The 15,734-nt window shown below is 47.2% G+C and carries 22 protein-coding genes; 5 read left to right on the top strand and 17 right to left on the bottom strand.

Annotated elements, in window-relative coordinates:
- Nucleotides 1-3: 3 nt before the first annotated feature.
- The 9 genes from ACYQ2L_RS04700 to ACYQ2L_RS04740 form a co-directional block, all read right to left on the bottom strand.
- A complete protein-coding gene (locus ACYQ2L_RS04700) occupies nucleotides 4-432 on the bottom strand; it encodes an MnhB domain-containing protein (protein WP_460051696.1) in 429 nt (142 codons plus the stop codon).
- Nucleotides 425-694, bottom strand: a complete 270-nt coding sequence (locus ACYQ2L_RS04705; RefSeq protein ID WP_460051698.1) for a Na(+)/H(+) antiporter subunit B — start codon at nucleotides 692-694, stop codon at nucleotides 425-427. The genes ACYQ2L_RS04700 and ACYQ2L_RS04705 overlap by 8 nt, the downstream gene beginning before the upstream one ends.
- 6 nt (nucleotides 695-700) lie before the next feature.
- Entirely contained in the window at nucleotides 701-1,279 is a 579-nt protein-coding gene (locus tag ACYQ2L_RS04710) for a Na(+)/H(+) antiporter subunit B (RefSeq protein ID WP_460051701.1), read from the bottom strand.
- Nucleotides 1,272-1,574, bottom strand: a complete 303-nt coding sequence (locus ACYQ2L_RS04715) for a cation:proton antiporter (RefSeq protein WP_460051704.1) — start codon at nucleotides 1,572-1,574, stop codon at nucleotides 1,272-1,274. Before ACYQ2L_RS04715 ends, ACYQ2L_RS04710 begins: the two co-directional genes overlap by 8 nt.
- Entirely contained in the window at nucleotides 1,574-1,834 is a 261-nt protein-coding gene (locus ACYQ2L_RS04720; protein WP_460051707.1) for an MrpF/PhaF family protein, read from the bottom strand. The genes ACYQ2L_RS04715 and ACYQ2L_RS04720 overlap by 1 nt, the downstream gene beginning before the upstream one ends.
- Nucleotides 1,831-2,376, bottom strand: a complete 546-nt coding sequence (locus tag ACYQ2L_RS04725) for a Na+/H+ antiporter subunit E (RefSeq protein WP_460051711.1) — start codon at nucleotides 2,374-2,376, stop codon at nucleotides 1,831-1,833. Before ACYQ2L_RS04725 ends, ACYQ2L_RS04720 begins: the two co-directional genes overlap by 4 nt.
- A gap of 87 nt (nucleotides 2,377-2,463) precedes the next feature.
- A complete protein-coding gene (locus ACYQ2L_RS04730) occupies nucleotides 2,464-3,297 on the bottom strand; it encodes a J domain-containing protein (RefSeq protein WP_460051715.1) in 834 nt (277 codons plus the stop codon).
- Complete coding sequence (locus ACYQ2L_RS04735; RefSeq protein ID WP_460051718.1) at nucleotides 3,290-5,053, bottom strand: hypothetical protein; 1,764 nt, start codon at nucleotides 5,051-5,053, stop codon at nucleotides 3,290-3,292. Before ACYQ2L_RS04735 ends, ACYQ2L_RS04730 begins: the two co-directional genes overlap by 8 nt.
- Nucleotides 5,050-6,006 (bottom strand): hypothetical protein, encoded by a 957-nt coding sequence (locus ACYQ2L_RS04740; protein ID WP_460051721.1) that lies wholly within the window; start codon nucleotides 6,004-6,006, stop codon nucleotides 5,050-5,052. The genes ACYQ2L_RS04735 and ACYQ2L_RS04740 overlap by 4 nt, the downstream gene beginning before the upstream one ends.
- A gap of 123 nt (nucleotides 6,007-6,129) precedes the next feature.
- On the opposite strand from ACYQ2L_RS04740, the gene ACYQ2L_RS04745 reads away from it, so the two are divergent.
- Genes ACYQ2L_RS04745 through ACYQ2L_RS04755 form a run of 3 tightly spaced genes read left to right on the top strand, consistent with a single transcriptional unit; the run spans nucleotide 6,130 to nucleotide 7,461 of the window.
- Complete coding sequence (locus tag ACYQ2L_RS04745) at nucleotides 6,130-6,696, top strand: RNA polymerase sigma factor (RefSeq protein ID WP_460051723.1); 567 nt, start codon at nucleotides 6,130-6,132, stop codon at nucleotides 6,694-6,696.
- On the top strand, nucleotides 6,689-7,144 hold the full coding sequence (locus tag ACYQ2L_RS04750) for an anti-sigma factor (RefSeq protein ID WP_460051726.1): 456 nt from the start codon (nucleotides 6,689-6,691) through the stop codon (nucleotides 7,142-7,144). Before ACYQ2L_RS04745 ends, ACYQ2L_RS04750 begins: the two co-directional genes overlap by 8 nt.
- The gene (locus ACYQ2L_RS04755) at nucleotides 7,141-7,461 is read left to right on the top strand and encodes a YbjQ family protein (protein WP_460051729.1); all 321 of its coding nucleotides are present in this window, start codon (nucleotides 7,141-7,143) and stop codon (nucleotides 7,459-7,461) included. The genes ACYQ2L_RS04750 and ACYQ2L_RS04755 overlap by 4 nt, the downstream gene beginning before the upstream one ends.
- 291 nt (nucleotides 7,462-7,752) lie before the next feature.
- Here the strand turns inward: ACYQ2L_RS04755 and ACYQ2L_RS04760 are convergent, their stop codons facing one another.
- From ACYQ2L_RS04760 to ACYQ2L_RS04775, 4 genes are all read right to left on the bottom strand, one after another.
- Nucleotides 7,753-8,301, bottom strand: coding sequence for a helix-turn-helix domain-containing protein (locus tag ACYQ2L_RS04760; RefSeq protein ID WP_460051731.1), 549 nt, complete (start codon nucleotides 8,299-8,301; stop codon nucleotides 7,753-7,755).
- Nucleotides 8,288-9,058, bottom strand: a complete 771-nt coding sequence (locus ACYQ2L_RS04765) for a PspA/IM30 family protein (protein WP_460051734.1) — start codon at nucleotides 9,056-9,058, stop codon at nucleotides 8,288-8,290. The genes ACYQ2L_RS04760 and ACYQ2L_RS04765 overlap by 14 nt, the downstream gene beginning before the upstream one ends.
- Before the next feature lie 28 nt (nucleotides 9,059-9,086).
- A complete protein-coding gene (locus tag ACYQ2L_RS04770; protein WP_460051737.1) occupies nucleotides 9,087-9,638 on the bottom strand; it encodes an STAS domain-containing protein in 552 nt (183 codons plus the stop codon).
- A 117-nt stretch (nucleotides 9,639-9,755) separates the two neighbouring features.
- Nucleotides 9,756-10,535, bottom strand: a complete 780-nt coding sequence (locus ACYQ2L_RS04775) for an SDR family oxidoreductase (RefSeq protein ID WP_460051740.1) — start codon at nucleotides 10,533-10,535, stop codon at nucleotides 9,756-9,758.
- A gap of 39 nt (nucleotides 10,536-10,574) precedes the next feature.
- On the opposite strand from ACYQ2L_RS04775, the gene ACYQ2L_RS04780 reads away from it, so the two are divergent.
- Entirely contained in the window at nucleotides 10,575-11,042 is a 468-nt protein-coding gene (locus tag ACYQ2L_RS04780) for a hypothetical protein (protein ID WP_460051743.1), read from the top strand.
- Here the strand turns inward: ACYQ2L_RS04780 and ACYQ2L_RS04785 are convergent.
- On the bottom strand, nucleotides 10,995-12,173 hold the full coding sequence (locus tag ACYQ2L_RS04785) for a sigma 54-interacting transcriptional regulator (protein WP_460051745.1): 1,179 nt from the start codon (nucleotides 12,171-12,173) through the stop codon (nucleotides 10,995-10,997). The two genes, ACYQ2L_RS04780 and ACYQ2L_RS04785, sit on opposite strands and share 48 nt — an antisense overlap.
- 93 nt (nucleotides 12,174-12,266) lie before the next feature.
- Here ACYQ2L_RS04785 and ACYQ2L_RS04790 point away from each other — a divergent pair, with 93 nt between their 5' ends.
- Nucleotides 12,267-12,725: an FxsA family protein gene (locus ACYQ2L_RS04790; protein ID WP_460051748.1), complete on the top strand. Its 459-nt coding sequence runs from the start codon at nucleotides 12,267-12,269 to the stop codon at nucleotides 12,723-12,725.
- Nucleotides 12,726-12,754: 29 nt separating this feature from the next.
- Here ACYQ2L_RS04790 and ACYQ2L_RS04795 read toward each other — a convergent pair whose 3' ends face one another.
- The 3 genes from ACYQ2L_RS04795 to ACYQ2L_RS04805 are packed head-to-tail and all read right to left on the bottom strand — an operon-like array spanning nucleotide 12,755 to nucleotide 15,721.
- Nucleotides 12,755-13,531 (bottom strand): WecB/TagA/CpsF family glycosyltransferase, encoded by a 777-nt coding sequence (locus ACYQ2L_RS04795; RefSeq protein ID WP_460051750.1) that lies wholly within the window; start codon nucleotides 13,529-13,531, stop codon nucleotides 12,755-12,757.
- Nucleotides 13,495-14,268 (bottom strand): RsmE family RNA methyltransferase, encoded by a 774-nt coding sequence (locus tag ACYQ2L_RS04800; protein ID WP_460051752.1) that lies wholly within the window; start codon nucleotides 14,266-14,268, stop codon nucleotides 13,495-13,497. Before ACYQ2L_RS04800 ends, ACYQ2L_RS04795 begins: the two co-directional genes overlap by 37 nt.
- A 10-nt stretch (nucleotides 14,269-14,278) precedes the next feature.
- On the bottom strand, nucleotides 14,279-15,721 hold the full coding sequence (locus ACYQ2L_RS04805; RefSeq protein ID WP_460051755.1) for a S41 family peptidase: 1,443 nt from the start codon (nucleotides 15,719-15,721) through the stop codon (nucleotides 14,279-14,281).
- Between the last annotated feature and the right edge of the window lie 13 nt (nucleotides 15,722-15,734).

Genomic DNA, 15,734 nt, shown 5'->3' on the forward strand with positions numbered 1-15,734 from the left:
GGTTTACCTGCCTTCAAAAAACCCGAATTTATAGACGACTATAGTCAGTCCCAGGGCTACTTTTATTCCAATAAGAAAGTTCATAAGAACAAGATATGTGGTTCGTAATCCCGGAAAAACAAATTGCAGTCCAGCAAACACAAAGATGCCAGGCAGAATAAGTAGCAAGGCAAACAGAAATTTCTCCAGGTTATGGACAAGGTGAACCTCAAGATCGTTGTCATGCGCCACAATAAAACGAACCAGAAAAAGCGCTGCCATAATTGCTCCACCCTGAAACCCCCCTCCGGGGGTATCATGACCATTGTAGATAATATAAGTACCGAATACCGCAATAAAGGGATACAGAAGACCGGTCATAATACTGATCAGTTCCTCGGATACGGTCTGGGACAGCTCTAATTCGGTTTCAGTCCTGTCTGGCTCAGTCATGTTTCTTCGTACCCCCTGCCTGAAAGAAATGAAGCATCGCAACAATGCTGACCAGCAGTATAAGCGCCTCGAAAATCGTATCGTACACGCGGTAATTCAGATAAATCGCAGCAACCGCATTTCCTGCTCCCGTATCTGCTGCAAAATTGAAGATGTAGTAACTTGAAATATCCCTACCGGCAGTCTCGGCATGACTGGAGTATAGAAACAAAATGCCTGCAAAAAGCAGGACGACAAAAATACTGACAATTACTGTTCTCATACCTGCTCAGTCCTCCTCCGGTAGATAGTTGTCCCCATATTCACTTGAACCGCCATAACGCTCTACCAGCACCTTCAGATCCTGGTACTTGAAGGCAAGAAGAACCTCAAGTTCATCAATTACAAAATTTTCACTGTTCCCGAGAATCGTAATCTTGTCACCGCTCTGGTGAATTATAAGATCGTGCCGGCCACTCTGCAGAATCTCTCTCACCGGTTGAGGCGTAAATACCAGCTGCGGTGCCAGCTCCCGCGCATAGCAGAAATCCTCGATCTCTCTTACCAGCTCTCCCTTTCGGGTTCCCTCAATAATGTCCCTGTCGCTCACAGTAGGAAAATCGGTATTTGTGTAACAGACGCTGTAAACGCGGTATCGCTTGAGTGCCGTCAGATATAGAAGGGTAATAAGACCGCTGCCCATTACTGCCTCTGCAATCGCCACGTCAGGAGCCTGATAAAACACATACAGAAAGGAGGTAATCAGCGAAAACACGCTGAAACAGATAACTGCTATGCGCAAGGTCTCGGTGTACAGCGCCAGCAATGCCAGTAGAACAATGGAAGCAAGCAGCAGAAACTCAACCATGGCCGAACTCACGTTTGATTCGATACCCGCTCTTGTAGGCAGAGTGCGCAATGCCTGTTGTAGCAAGGGGGCCGGTCATGAGATCGAAAATCAGGAGGAGTAGAATCTTGAGTGCCACAGACCAGGAGCCGCTTACCAGCATGGTCCCGAACAATACAGTTATAAGCCCCATGGTATCGACCTTACTGGTGATGACAACACGTGCATAGAAATCCTTATAGAACAATACGCTGTAGATTCCGATTGCAGAAAAAGCAAGCCCCAAACCTATAAGTATATAACCGGCAATTTCCATTACATCTGCCCCTTTTTCTCGATGAAGCGGGCGATCAGAATGCTGGCAATAAATCCAAGAAGTGAGTACACAATTGCCACATCAATAAGGAAACTTCGATTCATGAGCACGGCCAATACCGCAATTGCCATGACGATTTTGGTAGTCACAAGGTTCATTCCAAGAAGCCGATCCCAGATTGTCGGGCCGATAATTATCCGGACAAGGCTGACAACGAGCAGAATAATCAGGCCAAGCAGTGCGTATACAAGAAAATTCATGAATTACTCTCCTTACCGGAGTTTTCTGTTGCCTGCAGGAGGTCAGACTGGATAAGCATTCTTTCAAATGATCCCATGATCTCCCGGCCAGCTTCATCCGGATCCTGTGTATGAGCATCTATCCAGATAACTTCCAGATGCTGCCCCGATTTCTCCATGGTCACGGTACCTGGAGTAAGAGTTATAGAGTTGGCAAGGAGAGATATGTGAAAGGGATCAGTGAGTTTGGTATCGAAACCGACAATATTGATATTCACCTTTTTGGTAATGATTTTTTCCATGGCGTGGAAACCTGCCACATAGATTTCCTTCAACAGGACGATACAATAGCGAAACAGAACAAAAGGCCGAATCCTGTAAAAGCTCTGATAGTCAGCTTTCAGAACAAGCCTGTTGGTGAAAAAGAGCACTACGACAGCAACTATCGGTCCGCTGAGCACTATATGCAATGAGATGCTTTCATTCAGAATCATCCATACCACCGAGAGCAGAAATACCAGACCCGCGTTGTTACGTATGCTTTGTATAATCAATTTCATCATGATTTGTCCTAGATTTTATCATGGAACAGCTGAGCCGCACAGATAAAATCTGTCAGTTCAATGGATTTTTGATCAAATCAGTCAGCATCAAGCTCTCAGGGCCCTCAGCAGTTCATAGGCAGAGTGAATTCTATGAAATGCATCAGCACTCTGCTGTTGACGCTCCTCATCGAAGCCGGCGACCGCATCCGGATGAAACTGTACCGCCAGCCGTCGATAAGCTTCTCTTATCTGCCGTTCATCAGCACGTGGACTCAATCCCAGAATCCGATAGGCTGTAGCCGCATTCATTACAGATCCAGAACCGGAGCTGCCGGGATCTCCTGATGTCTGGTCACCCTCATGTTTATCCGCAGTATCATCGTCTGTCTCGATATATTCCCAGATCTCTTCCAGAGTGGCAGCCGCATCGGAACAGCTCAACACAACAGCCAGCTGCTGAACATGCTCCGGCAGTATCCGTTCGTTCAGGAGTTCGAGTGTAGGTAGTATTGAAGTCTGTTCAACATGATCCTTATGCTCAAGAAAATAGTCCACGAGCTGCACGGATATCTGCGCCACTCTTCTTCCGAAAAGCTCTTCTATTTCCTTGCGGATTGAATCCATATGCATAAAACCGCTTTTCAGAAGTCTGAGGGAAATCAGAGGGGCAGCAGCAGCAGCCAGAGCATCCTGATAGGAAAGTTGATCAAGGATGAGATTCCTGCGATCAGCAGGTATCATCTGTTTTTTTGGATTATAGACAACAGTAAACAGACTCAAGAGCTGATTCCAGCGCCGGCGTTCCTGAAGGACATGGTCAATAAGGGCTCCGATTGCAAAGCCGAATGGTATCCCGAGTGGGCCCATGACCCCTCCGATGATTGTTCCGAGAATCTTACCAGCAACCTGATATCTCTGGTTTGACAAGTGCTTAATCACGAGCCAGCAGCTCCCTGATTGCAAAAACGAGCACTGCTGAGAACATTACAACATAGACAAACAGCATTACTGCTGCCGCTCCCCAGATACCAACAAGAGCGATTGCAGAACTCGTAAAAAGCTGTACTACAAATTCGTAAATACGTACAGCATACAGGGTGAACAACGGCAGCAGCAGAATTCCTCCCCATGTCCAGAATGGCAGTATACCGAAGTATCTGCTGTGCCATCTGACAGAGAGTCCAAAAGAAAATATCAGCAAAAAAAACAGCGAAAACGGCTGGATTATCGACAGAAGAAAGCGAGTGGACGGAACTACAGGATCAAAGCCATAACGCGGTAATATGCGCATTGCTCTGTACAATTCCAGCGGAATGTACAACTCATGCATAAAAGAAGCCGAAAGTCCCTCCATGTCCCGCAGGCTCAAGGGCAGTTGCAGGATATTGCTGTCATGCCGGTCTGATGAACCATAATAATATCTGGGCAGTTCGATAACAGAATCATACTGAGGGTGAATTCCGAACAGAGAAATCAGAATGTCATCCTGACCACCCGAGACCAGGCGTCCATAAGGGGCATAGACATGCTCTATTATTTCCCCGCAGCAGTCGCTTCTGATCCACTCGATATCCTGAAAATACACCCCTCCCCCGCCATATACCATTTTTCCGAATGTATACAGCTGAAGGCCGTCATCTGAATCGGGGAGTAATAAATACAGGTCATTAAATCCCGGAAGGGCAAGAGTATCCTGGGCCTCGGTAATAAAGTAAGCCAGATCCCGAACCCCTTTGATACCGAGTTCATCATCTCCCTCAATAGCTATCGGTAAATATCTCCGTACATCCGGGTCTGTCGGAAACTCCTTCTGAAGCCGGAGAAGTATGTAATATGCCGGCACTGGATTGTTGTTCATCAGGGCATCCATTGCTGCCATTTTGTTACGGAACAGATACTGCCTCATCTGCTCCTCCGCCGGCATATGCTCACCATCGCTGCGGTCGACCGATCCGATTTTTTCTTCGATTCTTGTGATCAACGTGGCAATATCTGCACGGCTTGAATCTATTCTGTATGCCAACTGAGCATAAAAGAGTGCACTGAAAAACTCTTCCTGCAGATACAAACGCTCCGCCCGTACCAGAAGATCTCCCGCCTGCTGTTCCCTCACATTAATCCGGGAAATTGTCTCCTGTTCCTCTTCCTGCTCTCCGGCACCTGCATGCATAATGAGTTCTCTCTGTAATGCAAGAAGTTCCAGCTGAGCATCATCGTCATCTTCCCAGATACTGATGTACTCCCTGAGCGAAACAATTGCTGCAGCAAAGTCATCCTCATTCCTGAACTCTTCAGCAGAATCGCGCAGCACCCGCCCCCTTTCAGTGCGCCGAAGCATATCAGCGCGACTGCGTACTGCCTGAGGGTAGAACCCATACTGTATCACAGCGAACAAAAGTACGATCACAAGACTGAAAACGATAAAGCCCTGCATATGATGAACTACTCCGTCATTATCGGAGGGCAGCTCTTTTTGACGCACCAGGAGGGAGAAACAGAGAAGTGCGGACATTACCAGCTGAACCACAATTACATCGAACCATCGAATAAAAGCCTCAGCAGTAATCCACTGGAACATTAAGCGCCGGTCTACCCCGCTTATCGGGAAATCATAGATTGCGAGAACCAGAAAGAACGAAAAGCCGATCAGAAGAATTACAGCAGTGGAAAATATGAGTTTTAATGAATGCTTCACTGCCTTACCTCCTGCGACCAGCGGGAGAATGGCTGCATCAGAAGACCGGCAGCAAGAAGAGACAATGCAAAGACTGACATAAAAAGAGCGGGCAGCCAGGCCGAATGCCCCGTTCCTATCACAATAGTAAAAAAATCAACAGCAGCAGGATCAGTAAAAAGACTGACCGAAGCCAGGAGCAGACGGAGAGCTGAAATTACAAGCACAGAATTCAGCAATGGCCAGCGGGTAAAACGAACGAGTGTCCAGAGAGAGAACAGACTCAAGGTGAGCGCAATACCCAGTGCAAAGCTCACTATCAGCGAGCTGTTGTGAAGCAGACCCTGAAGGAGCTGAACATCATTTATAACAGCCTGCAGCTCTGATGGTGGATTATAAAGTACCCAGGGAGCGTTTCCTGCCTGCCGGAAATTAAAATCAGGATTATCGGGAATGGTAAGAAGCTGCTGCTCAGAATCGTATGCAAGACTGGTATAGAGGCGAATCCGGGGTGCGGTTCCTTCCGAATCAAGAAACAACACGTTTCTGACATTGTTCTGATCAAGTTCCTGAATAAGTACTGCGCTGTGTTGTGATTTGTAAATCACGTTTTCTGCAGGATATACAGAATAAACCTGTTCCCGATCCGAAATTCCATGACTGATGTTTTCAGTCACAGCGATAATAGAAAACAAGAGAAGGCCGGCCGCAATACAGACCGGAATGAGAGGAAGTGGTGTTTTTCTGAGTTTATGTAATGCAGAAAAAAGATTAATGAGTACAGCAGTGATCCAGGCAGGGAGAATTGCCTGACTGAATGAATACCACAGGATAACGGCAGAGCTCGCCTGGGAAGAAATATACCCGCTTCCGGCCCGTCCGACAGCAACTGCAAAGAGGACAAGTGTAAACAAGCCCAGACCAAGCAGAAAGACAGCCAGAAAACGAGCAAGTAAATTCAGTGATGCCTTCACTTTGAAAACGTAGCACGACCAGCGAATGTTTGCAAACCATTTCTCAGGTACCAGGTTTATGATACGGATCATTGGCAACAATAATTTTTTTGAATAAACTGCGTATAAGGTGGTAATAGAGTTATGGAAGCCCAAATCATTCAGGCGGCTGCGGGGGGAGATGAGACCGCCTTTCAGTACCTGGTGCATCATTATTCCCCACGTATCTACCGAATGGCATACAGATATGTCAGGAACAGGGAAGAAGCGCAGGATGTTACCCAGGACACCTTTCTCAAAGCCTATGTCAATATTGCCAGATTTGATTGCAATCGCCCCCTATACCCCTGGCTGAAACAGATCTGCCGGAACACTGCCCTGAATCGTCTCGCCAAAAAAGATTCCAGAACAGGCAGTCTGGAAGAGCCGGACATTATTCGAGGCAAAGGCGGCGAACCAGAAGTCCTGTATATAGACCATGAAAACAAGACGGAGCTGCTCACTGCAATGACAGAACTGCCGCAAAAGCAACAGAGGATACTGGAACTGAAGCATTTCGAAGAATGCAGCTACCAGGAAATCGCGGATGAATTGCAGATACCTATCGGTACAGTCATGTCCAGGCTGTACACTGCCAGAAAAAATCTGGCTGCAATTCTGACATCGGATAAACCTCAACATCTGAGCACAAAAGGAGTGCAACATGAATAATGATTTTTTCTCTGAAATAAATGAATCCAATATCCACCTGGCTATTCAGGCGCTTGCAGACAATGAATTATCTCCCGATAAAATTCCCGAGCTTCTCGAGATTCTGCATGCTCGATATGAACTGAGAGATGAGTATTCCCAGCTCTTACGTCTTCGGGCAAGCCTGCAGAATGAGGATATTCCAATGCCACCCCCGGAATGGTTCGATGAACTGGAGAAAATAAGACCACGAAAATGGCTGCGGAGAACCGGGCTTGTCCTGCTTTGTGGCTCACTCGGTCTGTTAACCGGTATAAGTCTCACAAATTATATATCTTCATCTTCCGGGCTGGTTGCATTTGCAGTCATCTGCGGAGGTATCGGATTTTTCTTGTTGCTACTATTGACCTGGAGGGATACAATGCATGAATCCAGACAGGATAAATATGCGAAAGAGGTACTCAGATGATACTGTGCACATGCGAATCAATCCCCGGAAAGAAAATAAAGACCTGCCTGGGTTTGGTACGCGGCAATACGATCCGCTCCAGACACATCGGGAAAGATATATCAGCATTTGTAAAAACCCTCTTTGGAGGAGAGATTGCCGACTATACCAAGATGATGGCAGAATCAAGAGAACAGGCCCTGGACAGAATGATTGAAGATGCCAGGACTCTGGGAGCAAACGCCATAATAGCCGTCCGGTTTACTACAACCAGTATGTTGCAGGGCTCATCCGAAATGATGGTCTACGGCACTGCTGTATTACTGGAAGATGAGTGAGTTATTCAGAATTCCACAAAGTTATCCACATGTTATTAAGGTTCAGTTTATGATCTGGGCCTGTAAAATATCTAAATTCACCAAAGACAAATTCTGCTCCAATACCACAAACTATCATTTTATTCCTTACAACATAATAAGTTAGAAGCTTCCTGGCGGAAATTCAGAGGTATACTGAATTCCGAAATACCAAATGGCTAAATTTATGTTGGGGTTTGAGCATTTACCGGCAGACTACTAACAAGTTATCCACAAGCAAATACGTATTGAGCTTTTTGCAATTTCCTCTATTTAAATTAATATATATCCGACACCTCGAAGCGTCCTGATCTCCTCATCACTTCCCTGTTCACATAAGTGTTTCCGTAGCCGTGAGATACACATATCAATACAGCGGCTGGAAGGATCACAGGTACAGAGTTCAAACAGGAGAGTACGCTGAACCGGGAGTCCGCGGCTGCTTCTGAGAATATGCAGAACAGAATTTTCCATTCTGCTGAGTTCTGGATCAGTCCGTGAATTGAATGAAAATATCTGCCGAATACGCTTGAGCCGGTACAGCAGCTCCTTCTGATCTATCGGACTTGATATAAAATCATCCATACCAAGCTGTTCGGCTACAGCCAGCTGATCAAGGCTGCCGTAACGGAGTACATAGCCGATTCCCTGAGGGGTGATTTGTGCGGCCGGAGCAAGGGCAGCGAGCTGTCCCCAGTGTTTTCTCAGCGGCGGGACTTCTATTACATCACAAAAAAAAGCCGACTGCCGCAGAAAAAATCCGCAGCCATCGGCTTCTCCAAAGATCCATAATTGTAACTTACTGTTGTCAGGATTTTTCATCCTGCAGTTTCTTTTTGAGTTCCTCGAGATCATCGTCCTTGGGAGGAGCATTCTGCTGCCCGTCTGTTTCCGATCCCGGTGCCTCAAGGGCCATCTTCTGTCTGAGATCAGCCAGCATAGCATCAGTACTGCTGCCGCTCTTGCCTTCAAGCGCACGGAACTGACGCTCAATGTCGTCCTCAGTGGATCCGCTGTTCACCAGCTCACCGAGAGCCTCTGTTTCAGCTTCCATATCATCAATTTTCTTGTTCATGCGTTCGAAGACTTCAAAAGAGGAGTGATCACTGAGTCCGCCAATGGTTTCCTGAATCTTCTTCTGGGCTTCCACACGCTTTGAACGTGCAATGAGCAGGTTCTTCTTTCGCTGAGCATCCTCGATCTTTGTCTGAAGTTCCCGAAGATGAACCTTTAGTTTATTGACCGACTGATGCTGGGCTTCCCATTGCTCGCGATACTGGGCGGCGTACTCATCTGTCTCTTTCTTTCGGCTGAGAGCTTCACGCGCCAGATCCTCTTTGCCAGCCTTGAGGGCGAGCATAGCCCGACTCTCCCAATCAGCAGACTTTGCCAACTGTTCATTCATCTGCCGCTCAATACGTTTTTCATCGGCAATTGAAGAGGCTACACTCTTTTTAACATCGATTAACTGCTGGTTCATATCAACAATCAATTGATTCAACATTTTCTCCGGATCTTCTGCCTTGTTCAATACATGATTGACATTGGCTTTAAATACCCGCTTAACACGATCAAACAAACCCAAAGGGAACTCCTTATTCTAATAACTATCCGAGAAAAACCTGTCCACCGGCATCAATTGCCAGAATGGTTTTGCATTCGGAGCAACGGAACCGTCCCGGCTTTGTGGCTTTCAGCTTGGTTGAACAGATCGGACACTTGAAAATTTTGGGGAAGACTGTCGCAGATTCCTGCCGGACATCCTCCTGAAAAAACCCGACCGCATCCTCCAGGGTGTCTTTAATCGAGAAGAACTGGGAAAATCCCAGCAACTGAAAGACCTCATACACCTTGGGCTGAATCTGAAGGAGGACTAGATCGCCTCCTTTTGGTTTCAGCGCTTTCAGAAAAGCAGTAAATGCACCTATACCGGTACTTGAAACGTAATTTAATGCTCCACAATGAAAAATCAGTTGCGTATATCCTGCTTCGATTGCCTTGGAAACACGTTTCTGGAAAAAATTCGAGTTGTAGGTGTCGATATACCCGTTCAAGCGAAATACCAGACAGGTCTTGCATGAGTCAACACCCTCGAGATTGATCTTTAGGCTTTCATCCTTCTCATCATCAAAGCCTGGTACAATATCATTGTTGTTCATGCTGCTCCTTTATATCCGCGCCAATCGTTTTACATACATATCTATGAGGATAGTAATCCAGACGCCTTTTGTCAAATACCATATACTTGATACTACACCACACCGTGCAGACCTTATCTATAATTCTCGGTAGTTTTTCACATTTATTATAGTACCATTCGGATAATTTTTCCTGTCAAAAGCAACTTTCCTGACAAAATCTGCAAACTGTTCAGGGCTGGACAGCCCATCCTTGCCTGCTAACCTGGAAAAACGCTCTTTCTGCTCCTTATTCAGGTATTCCGTACCAATATAATCGGGGCAAATACAGACAACACGCACGCTGCATTCCTCGTCAGATAGCCCACTGCTCCGACAGTATTCACGTACTGTTTCAGCGGCTGATACAGCAAGAACACTTACCCCGGTTTTTGCAGCCGAGTATGCAGCGATTCTCCTGAAAGCCCGGATTGCATCAGTATCAGTTCCCCCCGTAAGAAAAATGGTACCGCTTCCCCTCTTCAGCATTCTCCCAAGCAATGTACTGAGAACAATACCGGGAAGAGTCAGATTATGGTCACTCATCCGTTTCCAGTCGCGGGGAAGCATTGCTGTCAGTTTTTTCTCCACCATCGGTCCATACGATACAAAGACGATATCCGGCAGGTCCTGCTTTTCAAGCCAGCGATACAGGCGTAGAATGCTCAGCCATCCCCTGATTTTCATTCTGCATACATGAAAAGCTCTATTCTTCTGACCTGAGATGCGACCGAACTCTGCCTTTGCTCTTTTCACAGATTTATGTGAACTTCCGGTACAGAGGACATACTCCGAGTTATTCAGTGCCTTCACTGCAACTGCCCGGCCAATACCCCCAGTTCCACCAAGTATTAGCCACCTGCTTTCTTGACCCCTCATGATAAACCTTCTATGATTTTCATTAAGGAGCGTCAAGCCATGAAACGAGGATTGTTCGTATTTCTTGTATTTTCCATTTCCATATCTCTCTCCTTCGCTGTGTCCTTCGATGAACTGCTGGATAACCTGAATCCAGACAGCAGTCTGCAGCAGATGGCGACCTCCCTTGAGGACCCTAATTATGATCCCATGGAGGATCCACGCTTTCTGCTTCTGAATGGAACGGTGGCATCGATAACCATTATTGATGACAGTCCAGAATTCTTTGAAGCATTCGTTGAGCTTTCAACCGGAGAATGGACTGCTGACGAAGAAATAATTCTTCACCGGGCATACTTCCTTTTCTACGGAGAGGAATTCAACACATTATTTAATCCCCGCAGCGGAAGTGTTCAGGTAGGCAGCCAGCTCATTACCATTGCACGCAATATCGGAACCATCCAGGATCCTCTGGATGGTTCAGAAGTTCTCTTTTTTGAAGCCTGGTATGCCAGGCCAGCCCTCTAAGGCTGATTGACCGCAAGAGCAGCAAAGGCAGATATCCTCTGCCTTTAAAGCTGGTCCCTCCTGATGAAGCATACTCCTTGTTATAACATTCCTCAGTTCACGAATATTTCCCGGCCAGGAATATGAACGGAGCAGTTCCAGAGCACAGGCACTTAAGCTTACCTTCCTCTCCGGGAAATCAATTTTCAGGAAATGCTCACACAATGACGGAATTTCATATAGTCTCTCCCGCAATGACGGCATGTGAATGTGATATATCATCAAGCGATAATAGAGATCGCGTCTGAAACTTCCCTCTTCCATGAGACTGAACAGATTGGCATTTGTCGCTGTGATCAACCTGACATCGGTCTCACTGCAGGCATCTGATCCAAGGGACCTGACCATGCCGGACTCAATCAAACGAAGCAGGGCGGCTTGTGAAGCAAGATCAAGCTCGGCAATCTCGTCGAGGAACAGCGTTCCTTTATCCGCTGAGCGATAAGCCCCCCGCCTGTTCACTGCCCCGGTATATGCACCCTCAACCACACCAAACATTTCGCTTGCAAATAGATCGCTCGTTAATGCTGCACAATTTATTGCAATGAAAGGGCCTTTACATCGTGACGATTTTTTATGAATTCGATGAGCCGCCACATCTTTTCCCGTTCCGGATTCTCCTGTAATCAACACTGAAGCGTCTACAGCAGCAAGGCGGTCGACAAGCTGCCAGAGCTCAGCCATCTCAAGCTTTTGCGGCTTTGCCGGCGTAGATTGTGAAGCAGCATCACCCTGCGGCATTTCACGGATCAGCTCATGCTGAACCGGCACAGCTCTGATTTCGAATATTTTCTTAACCAGAAGCCCCGCATCAAGCGGACGTGAGAGAAACAAAACTGCGGATGCCTGTCGGGAAACAGACTTTTTCCAGAGGCCCGGCTTATGATCACTTATTACAATCAAAGCCCTGACGCTGCAAAACTGCATGAGTTCCCGAAATTGTCCAGGTGTATGCCTATAATGATCATAGACAAAAACCGTTCCCTCATGAACTGTTGCCTGCTCCCACAACTGCACTGTCAACTCCGGAAACAGGCAGGAATAAAACTGTAAGCCCTGAAGATCACTATTCAGTATTACAATATCATCCATAGATTAAGTATCTTCGGACATTTTACATAGCTGTGCAAATTTTTCCTCGAAATTACATGGCAGAACAGAGATAAATCATGATAGGATCATCCTATGATGGATTTTTATGACCTGCTCGGCCATTCTGACAGCCGTCAGATGCGCAATGTTTTCTCGCTTTTACTGGGATTTTCATTGCTTATGCTTCTGGATATTCTGTTGATAATAGGGGCTTCCCGCTTATGGGGTGAATATCTGGTGGTGGCATTGACTGCAGCAGCAAGCATCCTGCTTCTGATATTAACTATTAATACGGTAAGCAGGCTTAAAAAGCTGACAATGAAGAAGATCCGCCGGGGAATATATCCGGAACGGGAATTCATGAGTACTGCAGGTGCTATTTTTGCAGCTGTATTCTTCCTGTTCCCGGGCACAATAACCAATATCATTGGAATTATTCTGCTCTTCCCCCCCGCCAGGCTTTTATCAGGCAGAATCATTCTCAGGGGCAATAGAAGCAGACTACAGGAAATATATGAGTATCTGAAAATACAGGAGTTCTCCCGGTCTTAGACCATGCAGATAACTCCTGCTGATTTCCTCTACAGATTTCCTTTCTTTCGTTGATGTCGCTCTATCAGCAATCTAAATCCAAGAACTATATACAAAGGTAAAAGCAGCCAACGCCAGGGGAGAAACACTGCGCCAAGATTTTCCAGCGTTCCGGAATGGAACAGCCTGCGTGACGGCCGGCGCTTCTGTTCTGCGAATATCCGGAACACGCCCGGTGCAGAAATACAGATTGACGGCGGCAGATCATCAAGATGATTGGTTAGCCAGCGGTCCCCCCCGCGCAGTCCTGAACCAAGCAGCAATACATCCGGATTAGCCTTCCTGGCTGCGGTCAGAAGCGACGGTTCGACCTTCTTTCGGAAATAGCCCTGGAAGCGTCCGACAAGCTTGAGTTTCGGAAACGTAAAACGGATATTAGCTTCGGCTTTCTCAAGCGCAAATGGCCGCCCTCCAATCATATAGAGACTGCCCTGTTTTTCTTCCACGGCCCCAAGGATCTGCACCACAAGCTGAAACGGCATATGTCGATCAAGCTCCGGAATTCCCGCAATCCGGGCAGCTCTAACGACTCCCTTCTGCAGAGGCAGGACCAGTGCGGCGGTCTCCAGCTGTTTCCTCCTGGGAGGATACAACCAGGATAATACCAGGTCGGAATTGCGGAGAAACACTATTCGCTGTGATGAGTTTTTTTGTCTCAGCTCGGAAACGGCCTCAGCAAGAGCCTCACGGGAAACATGGTGTACAGGCAGCCCAGCCAGAAGGTATTTAACTATTGCAGTCCCGGACTCAGATCTATAATTTTCCAATTTGATTTCTCCATTACAATGGTTTGCACAGCAGCAATGGCATACATGCCTGCATGTTCTGTCCTTAATACCCAGGGCCCGAGATATGCAGGCTTCCAGTCGATGGAAACCATGGCATCGGTTTCCTTCTGAGAAAACCCTCCCTCAGGACCGATACATAATCCGTAGCTGCTTACGGAATCACTACAATACTCATGGATCGAGTCTGGTGCAAGCGGTTCTTGATGAAAGAACAGAATTCTGTCCGGTAGAGAATGCCCGGAGGTCCCGCTGTACAAGTCTTTCAGGCTGACGGGCTCATTAAGAACCGGAACCCCTGGAGCACCGCTTTGCTGGACAGATTCCTGGATTACGCGTTCCCAGCGCTTCATTTTTCTGGGCACATCATGCTCATCGATTTTACTGATGGTCCGCTCACTGACCAACGGGGTTATCGAGCTGGCACCGGCCTCAACCGCCATTCTGATTACCTGGTCAAATTTCCCGGCCTTCGGGAGACATTGATACAGATGCAGTGATACATGATCCTGAATAATTTTGCCTGCGGCCTGAACACTTACCTCCATTTCTGTTCCGGAAATGGACATAACGGTTACATGATACCTGTTCCCCTGACTGTCGATTCCGGAAAAAGAGTCTTCCACACGCAGTCTGCGGACATTATGCAGGTAATGATAATCCCGGTCTCCGAGAATCAGCCGTTCCGGACAGTTATCCGGTAATATAAACTGCTTCATACGCCTCACATTACCTGGATAATTTTCTGGAAATTTCTCCCGAGAGCAGAAGCTCCACGGCCTGCTTCAGAACCATATCATTTTCCAGGTTATATACCGGATCATCGCCGCGCACACGATTCAATTCATTCCGGACTGTCTGTCTCAGAAACCATTCCGGCAGTTCATAGTCAGACTTAAGTCCCTGGACAAACTGCTCGACTCCGGACGCATCAACATCACTGTTTTCCCTCGTCCAGCTCCGGATCCGGTTGGTGTTGAGCAATTCGACCGCGATGCCCTGTTCATCATCATCGAGTCTACGCGGTAATATCTCAATATGCGGAGCGACCCCTTCCTTATCGATATAGGTTCCACTCGGGGTATAATAACGGGACATAGTCAGCCGAAATCCACCTTCCGGCAGTCGTCTGACCTGCTGTACAGACCCCTTGCCGTATGTAGTCTCACCAATCAATACGGCTCGATTACGATCGCCTAAAGCCCCTGCCATAATCTCGGCAGCAGATGCGGATCCCTTGTCAATCAGTATGACAATGTCCATATTTCCGGGAACGCTGCTTCCAGACCTGGCATTAAAACGGTGATTCTCGCTCTGAAGTCTTCCCCGGGTACCAACGACAAGTCCACCGTCCAGAAACAATCCACTGACATCGACTACCGCATTCAGCAAGCCCCCGGGATTGCCGCGGAGATCAATTATCAGGCTCGAATATTCTGCCCTGGAAAAATCATTCAGGGCTTCCTCGACGCGCGCCCTGGTATGAGGGGTAAACTGTACAATTCTCAGATAAGCAATATTATCCGGCATCATACTGCTGCGCACTGTCGGAACCTGAATTATTGCCCTGGTAATATCCACATCAAAACTGGTACGAGCGCCACGCAGAAGGGTTACGGTTACATCGGTTCCAGGTCTACCGCGAAGCTTGTCAACAACCTCATCGATATTGAGCGGAACAGTCGACTCGCCATTTATTGCGGTTATAAGATCTCCTGCCCGTATCCCTGCCTGATAGGCTGGGGTCCCCTCAATCGGGGAAACAACCTCGACATATCTTGGACGGTCACCATCTGCCGGCTGTTTGTTTATATACAGCCCCACACCTCCGAATTGACCTTCGGTAGTATCGGTCAGGGAACGCATCTCCTCAGCACGGAGATATGCAGAATGGGGATCATCCAGGCTCTCAAACATTCCCTGCATTGCCCCCTCAAACAGCTTCTTCGGATCAACTTCATCCACATAGCTGTCACGGATAAACTGGTACACGTTTTCAAACTGACGAAGCAGCTCAGCCTCCTCGGAACTCATTTGATTCTGTGCACCCAGGAAAGGAACAAGAAATGCAAATACGATTGCTGTAACTATCGCAGCAGCAAGAAGGAATCGGACAGGGGTCCGTTTTTTATCTGCAAAAGCCGGATCATTTGAATTTGTTCTATCAATCATATCACTAATATAC

This window comes from Spirochaeta dissipatitropha (genome assembly GCF_054657935.1).

What these genes read in the sequence shown, in the direction of transcription:
- ACYQ2L_RS04700 (WP_460051696.1), bottom strand. Translation starts at nt 432, where the DNA reads ATGACTGAGCCAGACAGGACTGAAACCGAATTAGAGCTGTCCCAGACC.
- ACYQ2L_RS04705 (WP_460051698.1), bottom strand. Translation starts at nt 694, where the DNA reads ATGAGAACAGTAATTGTCAGTATTTTTGTCGTCCTGCTTTTTGCAGGC.
- ACYQ2L_RS04710 (WP_460051701.1), bottom strand. Translation starts at nt 1,279, where the DNA reads ATGGTTGAGTTTCTGCTGCTTGCTTCCATTGTTCTACTGGCATTGCTG.
- ACYQ2L_RS04715 (WP_460051704.1), bottom strand. Translation starts at nt 1,574, where the DNA reads ATGGAAATTGCCGGTTATATACTTATAGGTTTGGGGCTTGCTTTTTCT.
- ACYQ2L_RS04720 (WP_460051707.1), bottom strand. Translation starts at nt 1,834, where the DNA reads ATGAATTTTCTTGTATACGCACTGCTTGGCCTGATTATTCTGCTCGTT.
- ACYQ2L_RS04725 (WP_460051711.1), bottom strand. Translation starts at nt 2,376, where the DNA reads ATGATGAAATTGATTATACAAAGCATACGTAACAACGCGGGTCTGGTA.
- ACYQ2L_RS04745 (WP_460051723.1), top strand. Translation starts at nt 6,130, where the DNA reads ATGGAAGCCCAAATCATTCAGGCGGCTGCGGGGGGAGATGAGACCGCC.
- ACYQ2L_RS04750 (WP_460051726.1), top strand. Translation starts at nt 6,689, where the DNA reads ATGAATAATGATTTTTTCTCTGAAATAAATGAATCCAATATCCACCTG.
- ACYQ2L_RS04755 (WP_460051729.1), top strand. Translation starts at nt 7,141, where the DNA reads ATGATACTGTGCACATGCGAATCAATCCCCGGAAAGAAAATAAAGACC.
- ACYQ2L_RS04760 (WP_460051731.1), bottom strand. Translation starts at nt 8,301, where the DNA reads ATGAAAAATCCTGACAACAGTAAGTTACAATTATGGATCTTTGGAGAA.
- ACYQ2L_RS04770 (WP_460051737.1), bottom strand. Translation starts at nt 9,638, where the DNA reads ATGAACAACAATGATATTGTACCAGGCTTTGATGATGAGAAGGATGAA.
- ACYQ2L_RS04775 (WP_460051740.1), bottom strand. Translation starts at nt 10,535, where the DNA reads ATGAGGGGTCAAGAAAGCAGGTGGCTAATACTTGGTGGAACTGGGGGT.
- ACYQ2L_RS04780 (WP_460051743.1), top strand. Translation starts at nt 10,575, where the DNA reads ATGAAACGAGGATTGTTCGTATTTCTTGTATTTTCCATTTCCATATCT.
- ACYQ2L_RS04785 (WP_460051745.1), bottom strand. Translation starts at nt 12,173, where the DNA reads ATGGATGATATTGTAATACTGAATAGTGATCTTCAGGGCTTACAGTTT.
- ACYQ2L_RS04790 (WP_460051748.1), top strand. Translation starts at nt 12,267, where the DNA reads ATGATGGATTTTTATGACCTGCTCGGCCATTCTGACAGCCGTCAGATG.
- ACYQ2L_RS04800 (WP_460051752.1), bottom strand. Translation starts at nt 14,268, where the DNA reads ATGAAGCAGTTTATATTACCGGATAACTGTCCGGAACGGCTGATTCTC.
- ACYQ2L_RS04805 (WP_460051755.1), bottom strand. Translation starts at nt 15,721, where the DNA reads ATGATTGATAGAACAAATTCAAATGATCCGGCTTTTGCAGATAAAAAA.